Source organism: Citrobacter sp. CK191, assembly GCF_030333435.1.
Lineage (GTDB): Bacteria > Pseudomonadota > Gammaproteobacteria > Enterobacterales > Enterobacteriaceae > Citrobacter_B > Citrobacter_B koseri.
Genome location: NZ_JAOWFX010000021.1, coordinates 20844 through 36711, shown reverse-complemented (window position 1 = coordinate 36711; position 15868 = coordinate 20844). Strand labels below are relative to the sequence as shown.

Annotated in this window: 9 protein-coding genes; 2 read left to right on the top strand and 7 right to left on the bottom strand. The window is 57.0% G+C overall.

The features are described from left to right. Positions 1-175 precede the first annotated feature (175 nt). On the top strand, positions 176-1498 hold the full coding sequence (locus OGV82_RS04585; RefSeq protein WP_047460426.1) for an MFS transporter: 1323 nt from the start codon (positions 176-178) through the stop codon (positions 1496-1498). A 59-nt stretch (positions 1499-1557) separates the two neighbouring features. On the opposite strand, the gene OGV82_RS04580 is transcribed toward OGV82_RS04585, so the two are convergent. Together OGV82_RS04580 and pdeH are read right to left on the bottom strand one after the other, a co-directional pair. Then, the gene (locus tag OGV82_RS04580) at positions 1558-3615 is read right to left on the bottom strand and encodes an AsmA family protein (protein ID WP_101744181.1); all 2058 of its coding nucleotides are present in this window, start codon (positions 3613-3615) and stop codon (positions 1558-1560) included. Between the two features lie 121 nt (positions 3616-3736). Then, positions 3737-4504 carry a cyclic-guanylate-specific phosphodiesterase gene (gene pdeH, locus OGV82_RS04575; RefSeq protein WP_012135651.1) on the bottom strand — a complete coding sequence of 256 codons (768 nt, stop codon included), beginning with the start codon at positions 4502-4504 and terminating at the stop codon, positions 3737-3739. Positions 4505-4736: 232 nt separating this feature from the next. Between pdeH and kdgK the strand changes: the two genes are divergently transcribed. Beyond that, a complete protein-coding gene (gene kdgK / locus OGV82_RS04570) occupies positions 4737-5666 on the top strand; it encodes a 2-dehydro-3-deoxygluconokinase (RefSeq protein WP_047460420.1) in 930 nt (309 codons plus the stop codon). Positions 5667-5751: 85 nt separating this feature from the next. On the opposite strand, the gene OGV82_RS04565 is transcribed toward kdgK, so the two are convergent. From OGV82_RS04565 to bcsZ, 5 genes are all read right to left on the bottom strand, one after another. Further along, entirely contained in the window at positions 5752-7245 is a 1494-nt protein-coding gene (locus OGV82_RS04565; protein WP_047460417.1) for a M16 family metallopeptidase, read from the bottom strand. A gap of 219 nt (positions 7246-7464) precedes the next feature. Further along, complete coding sequence (gene dctA / locus OGV82_RS04560; RefSeq protein WP_012135654.1) at positions 7465-8751, bottom strand: C4-dicarboxylate transporter DctC; 1287 nt, start codon at positions 8749-8751, stop codon at positions 7465-7467. Between the two features lie 157 nt (positions 8752-8908). Further along, the gene (gene hmsP / locus OGV82_RS04555; protein WP_024131042.1) at positions 8909-10915 is read right to left on the bottom strand and encodes a biofilm formation regulator HmsP; all 2007 of its coding nucleotides are present in this window, start codon (positions 10913-10915) and stop codon (positions 8909-8911) included. Positions 10916-11191: 276 nt separating this feature from the next. Then, a complete protein-coding gene (gene bcsC / locus OGV82_RS04550; protein ID WP_047460414.1) occupies positions 11192-14776 on the bottom strand; it encodes a cellulose synthase complex outer membrane protein BcsC in 3585 nt (1194 codons plus the stop codon). Next, positions 14758-15867: a cellulose synthase complex periplasmic endoglucanase BcsZ gene (bcsZ, locus tag OGV82_RS04545; RefSeq protein ID WP_080750344.1), complete on the bottom strand. Its 1110-nt coding sequence runs from the start codon at positions 15865-15867 to the stop codon at positions 14758-14760. Before bcsZ ends, bcsC begins: the two co-directional genes overlap by 19 nt. Position 15868 lies beyond the last annotated feature (1 nt).

The window sequence follows — 15868 nt, the reverse complement described above, 5'->3', positions numbered from 1 at the left end:
TTTATCATCTAAGTTTAAAATTGTGTGAAGCATTTCATAGACGTGAAATCGCAGGTCTAAACATTATCCCCTTTTTGACCATTATTTGAGCAAAATCCCGCTTTGTTACAGATTGAAATGTCGCTTTTGCTGTGCGTAATATGGCCGTTCGTTCGCCAAAAAATAAGAAAATACTATGCAAGCAACCGCCACCACACTCGACAACGAACAGGAACACGTTCCGGTAAACTCGCGCAATAAAGTCGTCGTTGCCTCCCTCATCGGCACCGCCATTGAGTTCTTCGACTTCTACATTTACGCGACTGCCGCGGTAATCGTGTTCCCCCATATTTTCTTCCCGCAGGGCGATCCGGCAGCGGCAACGCTTCAGTCCCTCGCCACCTTCGCCATCGCCTTTGTCGCGCGCCCAATTGGCTCTGCGCTATTCGGCCACTTCGGTGACCGCGTCGGGCGTAAAGTGACGCTGGTGGCGTCATTGCTGACGATGGGGATCTCCACCGTCGTGATCGGCCTGCTGCCGGGCTATGCCACCATTGGCATTTTCGCCCCGCTGCTGCTGGCGCTGGCGCGCTTTGGCCAGGGTCTGGGTCTCGGCGGAGAATGGGGCGGCGCGGCGCTACTGGCGACCGAAAACGCCCCGCCGCGCAAGCGCGCGCTGTACGGCTCTTTCCCGCAGCTTGGCGCGCCTATCGGCTTCTTCTTCGCCAACGGCACGTTCCTGCTCCTCTCCTGGCTGCTGACCGATGAGCAGTTCATGACCTGGGGCTGGCGTTTACCGTTCATTTTCTCTGCGGTGCTGGTCATTATCGGCCTGTACGTCCGCGTCTCGCTGCATGAAACACCGGTATTCGCTAAGGTCGCCGCGGCGAAAAAGCAGGTGAAAATCCCGCTGGGTACCCTGCTGACCCAGCACGTACGCGTAACAGTACTCGGGACATTCATCATGCTGGCGACCTATACGCTGTTCTACATCATGACGGTCTATTCCATGACGTACAGTACCGCAGCCGCCCCTGCGGGGCTCGGTTTACCGCGTAACGAGGTGTTGTGGATGTTGATGCTGGCGGTGATCGGCTTTGGCGTGATGGTGCCGGTTGCGGGCCTGCTGGCAGACGCTTTTGGTCGCCGTAAGAGCATGGTCATTATCACGACAATGATCATTCTGTTCGCGCTGTTTGCCTTTAAACCGTTGCTCGGTTCCGGTAATCCGGCATTGATATTCGTTTTCCTGCTGCTGGGGCTGAGTCTGATGGGGCTGACCTTCGGCCCGATGGGCGCGCTGCTGCCGGAGCTGTTCCCGACAGAGGTTCGCTACACCGGCGCGTCCTTCTCGTATAACGTGTCGTCAATTCTTGGTGCGTCCGTAGCGCCGTATATTGCCGCATGGTTGCAGGGGAACTACGGTCTGGCGGCGGTCGGCACTTATCTGGCGTCAATGGCCGCCCTGACGCTGATTGCGCTGCTGTTGACCCATGAAACGCGCCACCAGTCGTTGTGATTTGACCGCCATCACCCATAGGCCGGATAAGGTGTTTACACCGCCATCCGGCACTATCATCATTTCTTCATCTGCGACAAAATCATCCGACACTGATTCGCATCGCCTTCTGACGGGGAAATCAACGCCAGAAGCGCGGCGGCAGGCGTGACTAACGTCGCCAGCGCCGCAGCGACCGCGCCTCGCGCGATCAGCGGCCCGGCTTTCACCCCCGCCTGCGGGTTTTTAAACGACCCGCGCACATACAGCGGCGAACGCAGCGTAATAATGCGAATCCCTTTGCTCTCTGGATCGATGGTTAAATCCAGTTGCTCAGAGGCGAAACTCGCGGTTCCGGTGACGTTAACCAACGCATTTTCCGTATCAAAAGCAAAGATTTGCGGGCGCGCAACGCCATTAACGATGTCAAGATTAGCCGCCGCGCAGTTGACCCGTACCTCATCGTCGCCAAATATCTGCCCGACAATAAAGTTGCCCACGTTCAGGCCGACAATCTCCATCAGGTTGCGGCTGATCACGCCATCGTTCATCAGCAGCTTCAGGTTGCCATTACTGTTACCTAACAGCGCCGCCACTGAATTGCCGCTTCCCCGGATATCCGCGTCACCGTTCATTTCGCCCAATGTTTTCTGCATCAGTTCGACATCCGGCATCAGCGCTTTCAGTTTAAGACGACGCGCCTGGATATTCGCCCTTCCCTGCATCGGCTTTTTATCCCCTTCCAGATGAATGCTGGAGACAATGCTGCCGCCAGCCAGGCCAAACTTCAGCGGCTGCAAACGTAAATCGGCATTTTTCAGGATGATATGGGTAGAGAGATCGCTGACCGGCAGGCTGCTGCCGTGCTCAATACGCCCGCCCTTAAAGCGCACGTCGGCATCCATCACGTCCCATTTATCGGTTTCAAAGCGGTCATAAGGCAGCACTTTGTCGGCAGGCTGGATGCTCTTTTCGCCCTTGCTTTGCTCGGCGCGTTTCGACTGTTGCGCCCCTTTCCCGGAATCCACGCCGATCAGCGGCCCCAGGTCAGCCAGGCGAAGCTGGCGCGACTCCACATCCCCTTCCAGTTTGGGGCGCGGCTTGCCGGTGGTGTAAGCAAGAGAGCCGTGAATATCGCTGTCGCCGATGCGGCCATTAAAATTGCGGTAGTCAAAAACTGAGGATGTCTCCGTATCGATTTTCGCCACCAGGCGACCGTCCGTTTCAAACGGCGGCGTGTCCGGCAGCAGTACGCCGGTCAGGTCGTACAATTCGCCCAGCGAGTCGCCGGAAAACTTAAGCTGGAGATCGACGCCGCCCATGTTCAGCGGATCGTTGACCACCCCGGCAAAGGCCACGCGAGTATTGCCCGAGCGGAAGTCAGCCTGCACCGGGAAAGGCGCGCCTTCGCTGCGTAACGCCAGCATACCGCCAATTTTGCCCGTGCCGGTCAGCGGTTCCCCGTTATAACGCCCCTGCGCCTTAAGGCCGAAAACATAATCCCCCACGTTGTTGTCGTTGTTGCTTTTGGCTCCCGTGACTTCGCTAAAAGGCAGCGGTTTACCCAGCGGATCAACCTGGATCTCGATATCGGCTTTGCTGACCTTATCGTCAATGGCGATACGCCCCTGATCGAACAAAATCGTATCCAGACGGAACGACCAGGCAGACGGCTGCGCATTGGGATCGTTTTTCTCGTCAGCCGCAAGATTGAAGGTCCAGTTATTGTTTTTCTCCGAGAGGCGGATGAGGCGGGCGTCAGGCTTCACCAGTTTGATCCACGGCAGCCAGACGGTTTTGGTCAGCAACGCCAGCGGCGCCAGCGTGGCTTCAACGCGCGGGAGATGCACCATCGTGACTTCGGGGATATCCGGCGGATTGCCGAGGATAATGTCTTCGGCATGAACGTGCGGCCAGGGCACCCAGCTTCGCCAGCCGGTTTCCTGTTTTTGACGTTCCCACACCACGCCCAGATCGCCGCGAATGGCGAATGGCCGGTTGAGTTCTGTAGAGACTTTCTGGTTGATGGTCGGTTTGAGGCGATTCCAGTCAAATGTCGCAATCAGGACGATAAGTACGACGATCAACAACAACAAAGTCCCTGATACGGCAGCGGTTATTTTGCCTGCTTTCGTCATGTTTTACTTCCTCACTTCTTTCCTTGCCAGTCCTAAAGATAGTCCAGCAGACGGAAAAGGGAGGCAGGCTGCGTCCTGGAATACCGCGTGAAAGACGCGCCATTCCGGGAAACAGCGGGTATTACAGCATCAGGATCACCTGTTCAAGGTTCTCCAGCGGAACAGGACGCGACAGAAAATACCCCTGCGCCGCGAAAGCGGGCGAACGTTGTACATCGCGCCACTCTTCCAGCGTTTCCACGCCTTCGACGATAACGCCTCGGCAATAGCGGTTCATCAGTTGCAGCAGCAGCGTAAAGAGGTTTCGCCCTTCCGGCGTCTGGCGCAGCATCACAAACAGATCCCGCGCCACTTTGATGTAGTCGTAACGCACTTCGCTCAGGGCAGAGAAATTCGCCATGCCGGTGCCGAAATCATCCAGCCAGAGCGGGCCGAATTCACACATTGAGGCGAACGAAGAGTCTTTCGGTAAACGAATATGTTCCACCAGTTCGAATCGCAGCCAGGGCAGACGCTCAATCGTTTTCAATACCTCTGGCTGCTGACGCATCGCGATCAGCGTCGGGCCATCGACATTGACCGAGGCCAGCAGGTCATGACGCATGAAAAAATCGGCTTTCTGCTCCAGAAACTGGAGCTGTTCTTTCACCACATCCACGCGGTGTCTTACCGCCAGTTCGGCAAAATAGCGATCCGGGGCAACGCGCCGGGAAGGGTTATCCGGGTGTACCACAACCGTCAGCAGTTCCACGGCCATCAATCGCCCGTTGGTCTGGTAGATTGGCTGATAAGTGTAAGCACGTTCGCACTGCAACCAAAAGCGCCGCTCCTGCAAGCTTTCAATGCTTGCCTCAGGAATGCTTAGCTGCTGGATAACCTGCTTTATCATCTCAGATGTCCTGTTAATGAGAGTGTGACTGCCCGGACTCGTCAAAGGTTATCGGCGCTCTGGCAAAGAACTTTATGTTCAGCGTCCCGCAAAATAGAAACAGCATGACAAAAATCAACACAGAATACGCGTTGGCTCAAAAAAATAATGGAACGATGTTTTAATATAGTTGACCGCTGAATACACCACAGCGCACACTAACGCTAATTTTTTTCAGAGCAGGTTCACGACTATGTCCAAAAAGATTGCCGTGATTGGCGAATGCATGATTGAGCTGTCACAGAAAGGCGCAGACGTTCAGCGCGGTTTCGGTGGCGACACGTTGAATACATCCGTTTACATCGCCCGTCAGGTCGATTCTGCGGCCTTGTCCGTACACTACGTGACGGCGCTGGGCACTGACAGCTTCAGCCAGCAAATGCTGGATTCATGGCAAGGCGAAAATGTCGATACCTCCCTCACTCAGCGCATGGAAAACCGTCTACCGGGCCTCTATTACATCGAGACGGACAGCACTGGCGAACGCACTTTCTATTACTGGCGCAACGAGGCGGCAGCGAAATTCTGGCTGGAGAGCGAGCAGTCTGCGGCAATCTGCGAAGAGCTGGCGACCTTCGACTACCTCTACCTGAGCGGGATCAGCCTTGCCATTTTAAGCCCGTCCAGCCGCGATAAATTACTGTCGCTGCTGCGCGAATGCCGCGCCAACGGCGGGAAAGTCATTTTTGACAACAACTATCGCCCGCGCCTGTGGGCAAGCAAAGAAGAGACGCAGCAGATATATCAGCAGATGCTGGAATGCACGGATATCGCGTTCCTGACGCTGGATGATGAAGACGCGTTGTGGGGTGAAAAGCCGGTTGCCGAGGTCATTGCCCGCACGCACGACGCAGGCGTCCAGGAAGTGGTGGTGAAACGCGGCGCAGATTCCTGCCTGGTTTCCATCAAAGGCGAAGAGGTGATTGACGTTCCGGCGGTGAAATTGCCAAAAGAGAAAGTGATCGACACCACCGCAGCGGGCGACTCCTTTAGCGCCGGGTATCTGGCAATACGTTTAACCGGCGGCGACGCTGCCGGGGCCGCACAGCGCGGGCACCTGACCGCCAGCACGGTCATTCAGCATCGCGGGGCGATTATCCCGCGCGATGCAATGCCGCAATAACCGCACTGTAGGCCGGATAAGCGTAGCGCCATCAGGCATGACATTCTCGCCGGATGGCGGCGTGACCGCCTTATCCGGCCTACTGCTACTGCGCAGCCGGGATATCCGTAACTTCCGGGTGGACATCATCGGTTTCTGCGCTTGTTGCTGCTGCTGTCACTGGCGCCATGATTTGATCCCACGTTGCCTGTAGGTCCTTCATATTCAGCTCCGGTTCGCCCTTCGGCTGAAGCAGAATCAACGCCATATCTTGCGATAGCTGCTGACGCAGGTTTTGATTCAACATCTCAACGGTCAGGTTATTCAGGAAGTTCTGCCGTAAACGCTGGTACTGTTCCGGGGCAATATCGACCACCTGATTTTGCAACGAGCGCATCCGTTGGCTGATCAAGATATCGGTATCGGTACGCGCATAAGTGGCGAACAACTTCTGCAACTCCAGATTCTTCTGCGCCACCAGCGCGTTAAACTCCTCTTCCGGCAAGCCGTTATCACGGACTTTCGCCAGTTCACGCGCCACCAGCCCCAGGTTCAGATTCAGCTTATCGCCGGGGGATTCAACGTTGATCGCGCACTGCGCACGCAGGAACAGCACCCGGCAGTCAAAGCCGAGACCAATCTCTTTGGCGTTGTTCTTGCTGAGCGCCTGCTGAACATGCCAGAACAGGGCTTCACGGGCTAAATCCGCCTGCCAGTAGCGCAGCAGCGCGGCGGACTCGCGAATGGGCTGCCACGGCGTATCCCACATGATGGAGAGACGATCCTGGCGCACGGCGTCAGTCATAATGCTGACCGCTTCGGCGCGCAGAGGGGAAAGCGTCGGCACCGGCGCAGGCGTTTCACGTTTGCCTTGCAACTCGCCGAAGGTTTTGTTGATCTGCTCAGAAACCGAACGCGCGTCCACGTTACCGACGATAATCAGCGTCATCGCGTCCGGGGTGTACCATTTCTGGTAAAACGCGTTAAGTTTCTCCACATCCACAGGCTGTTTCAGCGGCTCGGCCGGATCGTGGCCTAACAGCGCAGACCCTTTCAGACGATAGCGCCACCAGCCCTCTTTGGTGTCCATAGGCCAGGTGGCAACCATATCTTCACTATTGACTGCATGCGCAACCGTCTCTGGCGTGATGGACAGTTTGCCGGAGGTATGCGCCAGATAAGAGAGCGCCTCTTTTAGCAGATCGTTACGGGTGTTGGGCAGGCTGAGGTTATATAACGTGGAATCATAAGAAACGATAACGGGCGGCACAGGGCGTTTGGGGTCAAAGCCCTGCTGCCAGAGTGAACGTGCTTGCGCGGCGTCAAGGCCGCCGCTTTGCGTCAGCGCGATACGGGGAATGGCGTGGCTGAAACCGCTCTGTTGCGTACTTTCGGTGAGCGAACCGGTATTGACCAGCAGACGAACCTCAATACGATCGCTTGGGCGCTGCGGGGTAGCTAATACTTGCCACTGTAATCCATTTGCCAGCGTCCCCTGTTGCCATGCCGGGTCAGGCTGGAGCGCATCTGCCTGCACATAGCCGACAGTAGCCATCATCAGCAGACTGCCCGCTAAGAGTCGAATTTTTGTGCCCTGCATGTAAACCCCTGATCAACAATCCTGGTAATAAAAAGACAGCCTGGAAGGCTTATCTGAATATGACGTTAAAAACACTTCGTGTTAGACCGCGCGAACATAAAAATGTCACGCCAGAAGTGAAAAAATCCCGAAGCCACATGTTGAGTGATTCGGGTGCAGGGGTCAATTATGCGCAAACACCCGCAGTCCTGGAAGGGACTGCGGGCATAAGAGGTGAGATTAAGAGGATAATTCGTGCGTTTTGCCATCAGGCGCACGATTATTCAGCACATCATCCAGCTTTTTGTGGTCCAGTTCTTTCACCCACTTCGCCACAACGACCGTTGCCACGCCGTTACCGACCAGGTTGGTCAGCGCGCGGGCTTCAGACATAAAGCGGTCGATACCGAGGATCAGCGCCAGACCCGCAACCGGTAAGTGGCCCACTGCGGAGATCGTCGCAGCCAGCACGATAAATCCGCTCCCCGTTACCCCGGCCGCCCCTTTCGAGGAGAGCAGCAGCACCACCAGCAGAGTTACCTGATGGAAGATATCCATATGACTGTTGGTCGCCTGGGCGATAAACACCGCCGCCATCGTCAGATAGATCGAGGTTCCGTCCAGGTTAAACGAGTAGCCTGTGGGAATAACCAGCCCCACCACCGATTTACGGCAGCCCAGCTTTTCCATCTTATCCAGCATACGCGGCAACACGGATTCGGAGGAGGACGTCCCCAGCACAATCAGCAGTTCTTCACGGATGTAGCGGATAAATTTAAAAATGCTGAAGCCAGCTGCGCGGGCAATCGAGCCAAGCACCACCACCACGAACAGAATACAGGTGATGTAGAAGCAGACAATCAACTGCCCCAACTGCACCAGCGTACCCACGCCGTATTTACCGATAGTAAAGGCCATCGCACCGAAAGCCCCGATAGGCGCCAGGCGCATGATCATGTTGATGATGCCGAAAATGACCTGCGAGAAGCTTTCAATCACGTTGAAAATCAGCTGGCCTTTGCTGCCCAGACGATGCAGCGCAAAGCCGAACATCACCGCAAACAGCAGAACCTGTAGGATATTACCGCTGGCGAACGCGCCGATGACGCTACCCGGAATGATATCCATCAGGAAGCCCACGATTCCCTGGTCTTTTGCTTGTTCGGCGTAGATCGCCACCGCTTTAGCATCCAGCGTCGCCGGATCGACGTTCATCCCGGAGCCAGGCTGAACGACGTTGACGATAATGAGACCAATGATCAACGCAATCGTACTGACAATCTCAAAGTAAAGCAGCGCAACCGCACCGGTGCGGCCCACCGCTTTCATGCTTTCCATACCTGCAATGCCGGTAACGACAGTACAGAAGATAACCGGTGCGATGACCATCTTAATCAGCTTAACGAACGCGTCGCCAAGCGGTTTCATTTGTGCGCCTAATTCAGGGTAGTAATGGCCAAGGAGGATACCAATGGCAATTGCTGTCAGGACCTGAAAGTAAAGGCTTTTGAACAGAGAGGTTTTCATAGGGTGTCCTTGAAGTAAAAACCACAGGTCTTGTAAGGTTATGGTTAACCTGCGGCCTTAAAATAACACCCACACAACATGACAGAAATGCACCTGGATCATAATTGAAACAAAAATGTTAAAAACTTTGAGCTGGCTCGCACAAGTCTGACCTTTTTTAAGTTTTGTAATCAGGCTGCGCGTTCTTCAGGTAACGTTCTTCAAACACATCCGGCGGAACCGCGCGGGCAAACAAGAAACCTTGCGCCACGTCCACCCCTGCCTGCGCCAGCCAGTCGCGCTGCGCTTCGGTCTCCACGCCTTCCGCAATCATTTTCAGGTTAAGGCTGCGCGCCATCAGGATAATCGCCGTAACCATGCTGTCATCCTCCGGCAATCCCTCAACAAACATTTTGTCGATTTTTAGTATATCGACCGGCAGCGATTTCATGTGCTGAAGCTGACGCAACCCTGCGTATCCCATACCAAAGTCATCCAGCGCGATGCGTACGCCCGCGCTGCGCAGCGGGCGCAGGATGGCGACGGCGGCATGCGGGTCGTCGATACGTCGGCTTTCCGTCACTTCCAGAATCAATGTATCCGGCTGAATACGATAGCGGCTTAGCAGCTCCAGCAGATCCGACACCATATTCGGGTGCATGAGCTGCAATGCGGAAAGATTCACCGAGAGCGGCATCATCACGCCACGCTCCTGCCAGGCGGAAAGCTGGCGACAGGACTCTTCCAGCACCCAGTACCCGACCGTCACCATCAGACCGCAGGATTCGATACGGTCAATTAACCCTTCCGGGAGTTCCCAACTGCCATCCGGCTGCTGCACGCGTAATAATGCTTCTGCGCTCAGGACCTTACCGCTGGACATCTCCACCTGCGGTTGCAGCCAGATGGCGAACTGGTGGTTATCCAGCGCGTTGAGAATATCGCTCTCTTCCGTCAATCTCTGCTGCGCAGCTTCCATCTGCGCCGGGTCAAAGAACTGAATCTGATTTTTACCTTTGCGGCGGGCGGTAAAGGCGGCGGAGACGGCGCGACCATAAAGCGCCTCGGCCGTCAGGTCGCCGTAAAACATCGCCACCCCGATGCTGCAACTGGGGCGTAGCTGGATGCTTTCGATCGGCAGCCGTTCATTAATGACAGTGAGCACTTGCTGACCTAACGTAATCGCGTGCCACGGTTCTTTTACGCCGTGCGCGATGATGGCGAAATCAAAGCCGCTCACCTGCGTCAGCACCATTCGCGGCGCCAGCACCGATTTCAGTTTTTCCACCAGCGTAAGCAACAGGATTTCCCGCTGCGTCTCTTTGAGCACGCCTGCGGTATCGCGTAGCGTTTCACAGGTGACAATCATTAACGCCGTCGTCTGCTGACGCGTCACAACCTGTTCCAGAAGCCCCATCAGAAAAGCCTTGTTGGGAAGCTCGGAAACCGGAAAGCGCATCGCATGATCGTTTTGCTCAATGCTGTGACGCTGGGCAATCTGCTGATTCAGGTTGTAGCTACGCACCAGCATACCAATCTCATCGTCATGATGCAGACGCGGTAGCGCCAGCTGATGGCCTGTCAGCTCCTGCGGCGGGATATCGTTAAGCTCCCGGGCGATTTTGCGTAGAGGATGCACAATCAGGCGGTTCATACACCAGGTTATCGCCACCGTCAGCATCAGCGATAAAAGTAAGTAAATGGTCACTAACGTCGAGAGCGTGCTCATCACGAACTTATACATGCGGAACGAGTCCGCCTGGAGCACCAGATACGCCAGCGGCTGTGGGTTGGCTGGCCGCTCAAGGGAATAGACCGGCAGCGAGATCTGCACCGGCAGTTCAAACAGACGCGTCACCGTCACCGGGACGGAGCGCTCAGGAATAAAACTCATTCGTAGCGCCTGGAATTGGTTCGGCAGCACCACGTCGGCGCGGCTGACCACGCCCGCAGGCTGAATGCGCGCCAGGATGGTTTCCGCTTCAGGGATATCCGCTTTCAGGATTGCGGCGGACAGCGGTTCGCGGACAGAACGGGCGATACTTTCCAGTTGCGTAGCCGTGTTATAGCGGTTCTGCTGTACTAAATGAAACAGCAAAACGGTGCAAAAAATAAATACAAACACCAGGACAACGGCCGCAACCATTGCCATCTGCTTAATTGTTAACGAGCGGCTGACGCGCAAATTGACTCTCCATGACTATCCCCAGGCTGCCGCCAGAGTATACCCGATCGCGCAGACATAAAGAGAGGCCGTATCTGAAAAGGACTTTTCCGAATCATCAGTGCCGGATGGCGGCGTAACCGCCTTATCCGGCCTACGAAAGCGCACACTGCCGGATGGCGGCGTGACCGCCTTATCCGGCCTACGAAAGCGCGCATTGCCAAATAGCGACGTGACCGCAAGCGTGAGTTGTAGGCCTGATAAGACGCGAACGCGTCGCCATCAGGCGTTCGGCGCTTACCAGTCCGCGTACGGCACCAGCGGCTGCGGCGGTAAATCCATATCGCCCTGCCATCCCGCAGCGGAATAACGCACATACAGCAGGAAATGGCTCGGCGTATAATCCTTCGCTTCCTGAATATCAATTGCCGTTCCGAGGAACCAGTTAGACGTCACCCGTCGCTCGATCAGCGCCCGCGCCGTATAACCAAAGCCCTGACTGCTGCCGCCGCCATTCGTCTGCGTGGCCGCCTCTTCGCGGTAATCCGTCGGGATCAGATTCATCAGCGGATAACGCGGCATGGTTTTGGTGCGTGAATGCGACCAGGATACCGAACCGCCCAGCTCCCACGACCAGTTTTCCGTACGCTGCCGCCACATCACCGGCACGGCGAACGACACATACTCCTGCGGACTGTAATAACCGCCATGCCCCAGCGAATACCCGCTCAGGTCTTTGTCGTAGTGCCAGATCATATTGTTCAGGCCGACGGTGACGCGACGGTTATTCTCATTGATGATTTTATAGTAATAGCCCGTCATCCAGCGCACGCGCCAGTTATCCGCGACGTTCTTACCGGTCAGTTGATCGCCGCCCAGCGAAGCCCAGACGCCGTTGGCTTCACCTTTGTCATAGCTCAGACTCACACCGCCGCCGTCCGCACGCACGCCGCCCCATTTTGTGCCCGTGTTGCTCGGCGCGTCTTTCTGCCCGCCGAAGGCCAGCAGAGAGCTGGAGATTGGCCGACGGTGCGCGTTCAGCGTATAGCCCAGCGGCCCGATATCATTGCTGTAGCTCACGCCGCCAACCACATCGACAACGTTAAAGCCCATCGGCGTGGTCCCGATATCCCAGCTCCAGGTCTTGTTTTTCCAGCCGACCGCCACGCTCGTGCCGGTATCAGACTGGCTGCGGTTGCCGCTACAGTCATGCAGCGAACAGGTGCCCCAGTTCTTGTCCCAGGTGCCGTCCGCATGGGTCGAGAAACTGCCGACATCCACGTTCACCAGGTCAGCACGGAAGAACATCCGGCCATCTGACAACGGCGCGTCAACCTGGAACATGGTGGTATGCGCTTTCAGATCGGAGTAGCCGCCGGTGCCGCTCGATCCCCAGTAATCATGCTCCAGCGTGACGTTCAGATCCTGCTGTCGATATAAATCCGCCGCATCGCTGCGCACGCCGCGTTTTAACCAGTCATCTTTCGCGTCATTACGGGTCAGGCGAGTAAAGGTGTCATTATCCTGCGGGCGGGTCGGCGTAATGCCGGAAGCCACCATCGCGTCTTTGTACGTCTCAAGCGCCTGCTGCGGTTCGCCGTTTTGCGCCTGAAAACCCGCCGCGTCGCGCAGCACCATCGCAGTTTCCATAGAAGGCGGCTGTGACTTCGCCTGTGGCACAATCGTGTTGAAGGTCTGCTGCGCCGCGACGGTATCGCCCAGTTGCGCCTGGGCCCGCGCCATACGGCGCTGCATATTGATGGACAGCGGCTCCCCGGTTGCCGGGGCGGGAAGTTTCGCCAGTTCCGCCCGCGCCGCCGCGTTATCGCCCTGCGCAATATAGACTTCCGTCAGGCCAAGTCGGGCATCGACATTACCCGGCTCCCGCGCCAGAACCGCATCATAGGTGGCGCGCGCCGAAGAATAATCGCGCCGCTGCTGCGCCCAGTCGGCAAGGGTTAAATCAATGCGCGTAGAGGCGGGCTGTTGGCGAAGCAGCGTTTCCGCTTCCCGCTCTTTGCCGCTATCACGCAGGCGGCTGGCGGTTTCCAGCACCTGATTATTTTGCAGCCTGTCCGCCAGTTCCTGAATGTTGCTGTTCCACTGGCTACGCGGCAGATTATTGATATGCGCCATCGCCGCGCGATCCTGATCGTTGCCCGCGAGGTACAGCCCATAGGCATACACCTGATCCGGGTCGTTCGGTTTCTGACGCGCCAGCGCGCGCATTTGCGCATCGGCCTGGCTGCGCTGCCCGGCGTTCCACAGATCGCGGGACAAACGATACGTTACCCAGACGCTGCCGGGGTCCAGCGCCAGCCTGCGACGATGCAGTTCCGCCGCCTGCGCCCAGTTCCCCTGGTTTTCCAGCGCTTCGGCCTGCTGCGCCAGCCGGTCGTTTTCAAGGCTACGCTCAATATCATCAATACTTTGCCGCTGACGACTGGAGAGCGACGCGATAAACGCCGAGGCTTTCTCCGGGGACTGCTGACGATAGATATTCGCCAGGCCGCGCACGGCGTTGCTGTTGCCGCTGTCCATTCGCAGCGTCTGCTGATAGTAGCGCTCGGCGGCGGGATAATCTTTACGCGCCATCGCCACGTCGCCCAGCCCCAGCACGGCATAGCTGTCGGTATTGTCGATGCTCCTGGCCTGCCGGTAGAGGCGTTCCGCCTGGTCCGGGTTATTCGCTTTCAGCGCGGCGTCGCCCTGCTGAATCGCCAGCCAGTAGCGGTTTACCTTCAGCAGGCTTTCCCATTTGCCGCGACTGCTGCTGTTCGGGTCCATCGCAAGCGCTTTCTGGAACTGCGCCACCGCGCGGGCACGATCGCCGCGCTGCGAATAGGCCTGCCCCAGCGCGCCGACGGCTTCGCTGTCGCGGTGATCCGCGCTTACCGCCTGCTGCAATTCCGTTACGGCTTTGCCGCCCTGTCCGGCTTCCACCGCCGCCAGGCCTTGCGCTCTGGCTCTGAACGCCGGGTCGGAAAGCTGTTGCTGCTGTTCACTCAACTTGCTGCGCGCGGCATTGACGCTGTCGCCTTCGCTAAACACCGTCAGGTATTTTTGCAGCGCTTTTACGCTGGCGTCGCTGGCAGGCAGATCTTTAATCTGCTGATACCAGAGAGCGGAAGCCGTCGTGCGCCCGTCGCTGGATTTCGCCATCTGCTCTAATACGGCAAATCCCTCATCGCGTCGCCCGCCGTCAAACAACAACTGCGCCAGCGTGTTTTGCAGAGCGGTATTGCCCGGCGTACTGGCGTTAATTCTTTTAAGCTGATTAATCGCCTCGTTACGTCTCGCGGGAGATTTTGCCACCGTCGTCCAGTATTCCACCGCCAGATCGCCTTGCGGCGGATGACCTTTAAACAGCGCGTCGTAAGCGGCAATCGCTTCTTCGGTATGGCCGGTGGTCGCCTGTAAACGCGCCTCCTGCAAGGACTGGCGCCCTTCCGGCGTGGAAAGCATCATCGTCGTGCGGGAGGATTGATACGCACTGGAACCCGGCGCGAGCTGGGAAAGCCTGTCGAGCTGTTTCTGCGCCCCGTCATTGTCGCCCTGGCGCAGCAGGTAGCGAAACCGGGCGGCGACCACTTCCGGGTTGTTCGGGTCGATCAGTTCCAGGCGATAAAGCGACTGGCGCACCAAATCCTCACGGTGCGAGGCTTCGCCTAACCGAACCTGTTGCAGCAACTGCTGTTGCGCGGAAGGCGCCGCCTCGGCGAACGGCATCCAGGCGATGCCGAGCGTCAGGCCGAGCACTGCCCGATGGCGACGCTTTAGCGTCTTATTGGGCCTACAATCAGCGGCATCCCGTAGGCCGGATAAGGCGTTACCGCCACCCGGCAAAATGAGATGGATGAGACTTAATTTGAACTTGCGCATTCCTGGCCCCAGTCAGGTAGTAATTCACCTTTAGCGGTGAAGCGAAAACGATGCTGATCCCATCCTTGTCCGAAAAGCGTTAGCACATAGCTATAGTAGGCATCGCTACCGGGAAAATTGTCCGCCACGCGCTGTCGCTGCACCGCCTGAGCATCACGGTTTTGCAGGAAAGGCAATAAAGAAGCCGAAAAGCCCACCGGCCCGTCGCCCTGGGCTTTACCACTGGCGACATCCACCTTCTCTGGCGGAACGCCGTTTTTTGTCGTCAGCGTCGCCATCGGTTTCAGGCGCGTCAGCAGCCGCGCTTTTTGCGGATCGCCGTCGTGCATCATCCCCGCCCATAAATAAACGCGGATGGCATCGTAACTGCTGACCAGCGTTTTTTCCGGTTTCAGCTGCCAGCCTTTGTCTTTTTCATAGCGCACCCAGTCCGGCGAGAACCCTTTCGGGGCGGTTTCCATCAGCAAACGCATATTGGTTTCACGCAGCGTGGTCCAGGGCGCGCCAAAGCGGGTAAAATATTGCGCCAGCTGCGGGGGTAAATAGCTCGGGTTAAAGCGCCAGCGCGTCTTTTCCGCAAAACCCACGTTCCCCGGCAGCAGCATTGAACCCAGCCCCGGCACCGTTACCACCTCTTCACGCGCAATGCGTTTTAGCAGCGCGGCGCCAGTGTCGGTATAGCGCGACGTTTTCCATAAGCGCCCGGCTTCCAGCAGCGACCAGGCCATCCAGATATCGCCGTCGGAAGCGGAGTTTGCATCCAGCACCTCCCAGGTCGAGGGGTCTTTCTGCCCCCACAACCAGGCAGGCAGATGCGCCTGTAAGGAACCCTGCGCCAGGTTGTTTTGCGTCCAGTCGAGGATCAGGTCAAATGCCGGACGATCGTTGGCAGCGAGGGCAAAGAACAGCGCATAGCTTTGCCCTTCCGACGTCGTGATTTTGCGCGCGTCGCTGGGGTCAATCACCCGTCCTTCCTGACTGATATAGTCCTTTTTGAACTGTATCCATGCCGGCCACGTACAGGCCGCCTGCACGCTGACGGTCGCCAGCATCAGGGCAGTTAACATCCATCCACGCAGCGCGTTCATCATC

Excerpts from the sequence above, each read along its gene's own strand:
- OGV82_RS04585 (WP_047460426.1), top strand. The coding sequence starts at position 176 with ATGCAAGCAACCGCCACCACACTCGACAACGAACAGGAACACGTTCCG.
- dctA (WP_012135654.1), bottom strand. The coding sequence starts at position 8,751 with ATGAAAACCTCTCTGTTCAAAAGCCTTTACTTTCAGGTCCTGACAGCA.
- bcsC (WP_047460414.1), bottom strand. The coding sequence starts at position 14,776 with ATGCGCAAGTTCAAATTAAGTCTCATCCATCTCATTTTGCCGGGTGGC.
- OGV82_RS04580 (WP_101744181.1), bottom strand. The coding sequence starts at position 3,615 with ATGACGAAAGCAGGCAAAATAACCGCTGCCGTATCAGGGACTTTGTTG.
- bcsZ (WP_080750344.1), bottom strand. The coding sequence starts at position 15,867 with ATGATGAACGCGCTGCGTGGATGGATGTTAACTGCCCTGATGCTGGCG.
- kdgK (WP_047460420.1), top strand. The coding sequence starts at position 4,737 with ATGTCCAAAAAGATTGCCGTGATTGGCGAATGCATGATTGAGCTGTCA.
- OGV82_RS04565 (WP_047460417.1), bottom strand. The coding sequence starts at position 7,245 with ATGCAGGGCACAAAAATTCGACTCTTAGCGGGCAGTCTGCTGATGATG.
- pdeH (WP_012135651.1), bottom strand. The coding sequence starts at position 4,504 with ATGATAAAGCAGGTTATCCAGCAGCTAAGCATTCCTGAGGCAAGCATT.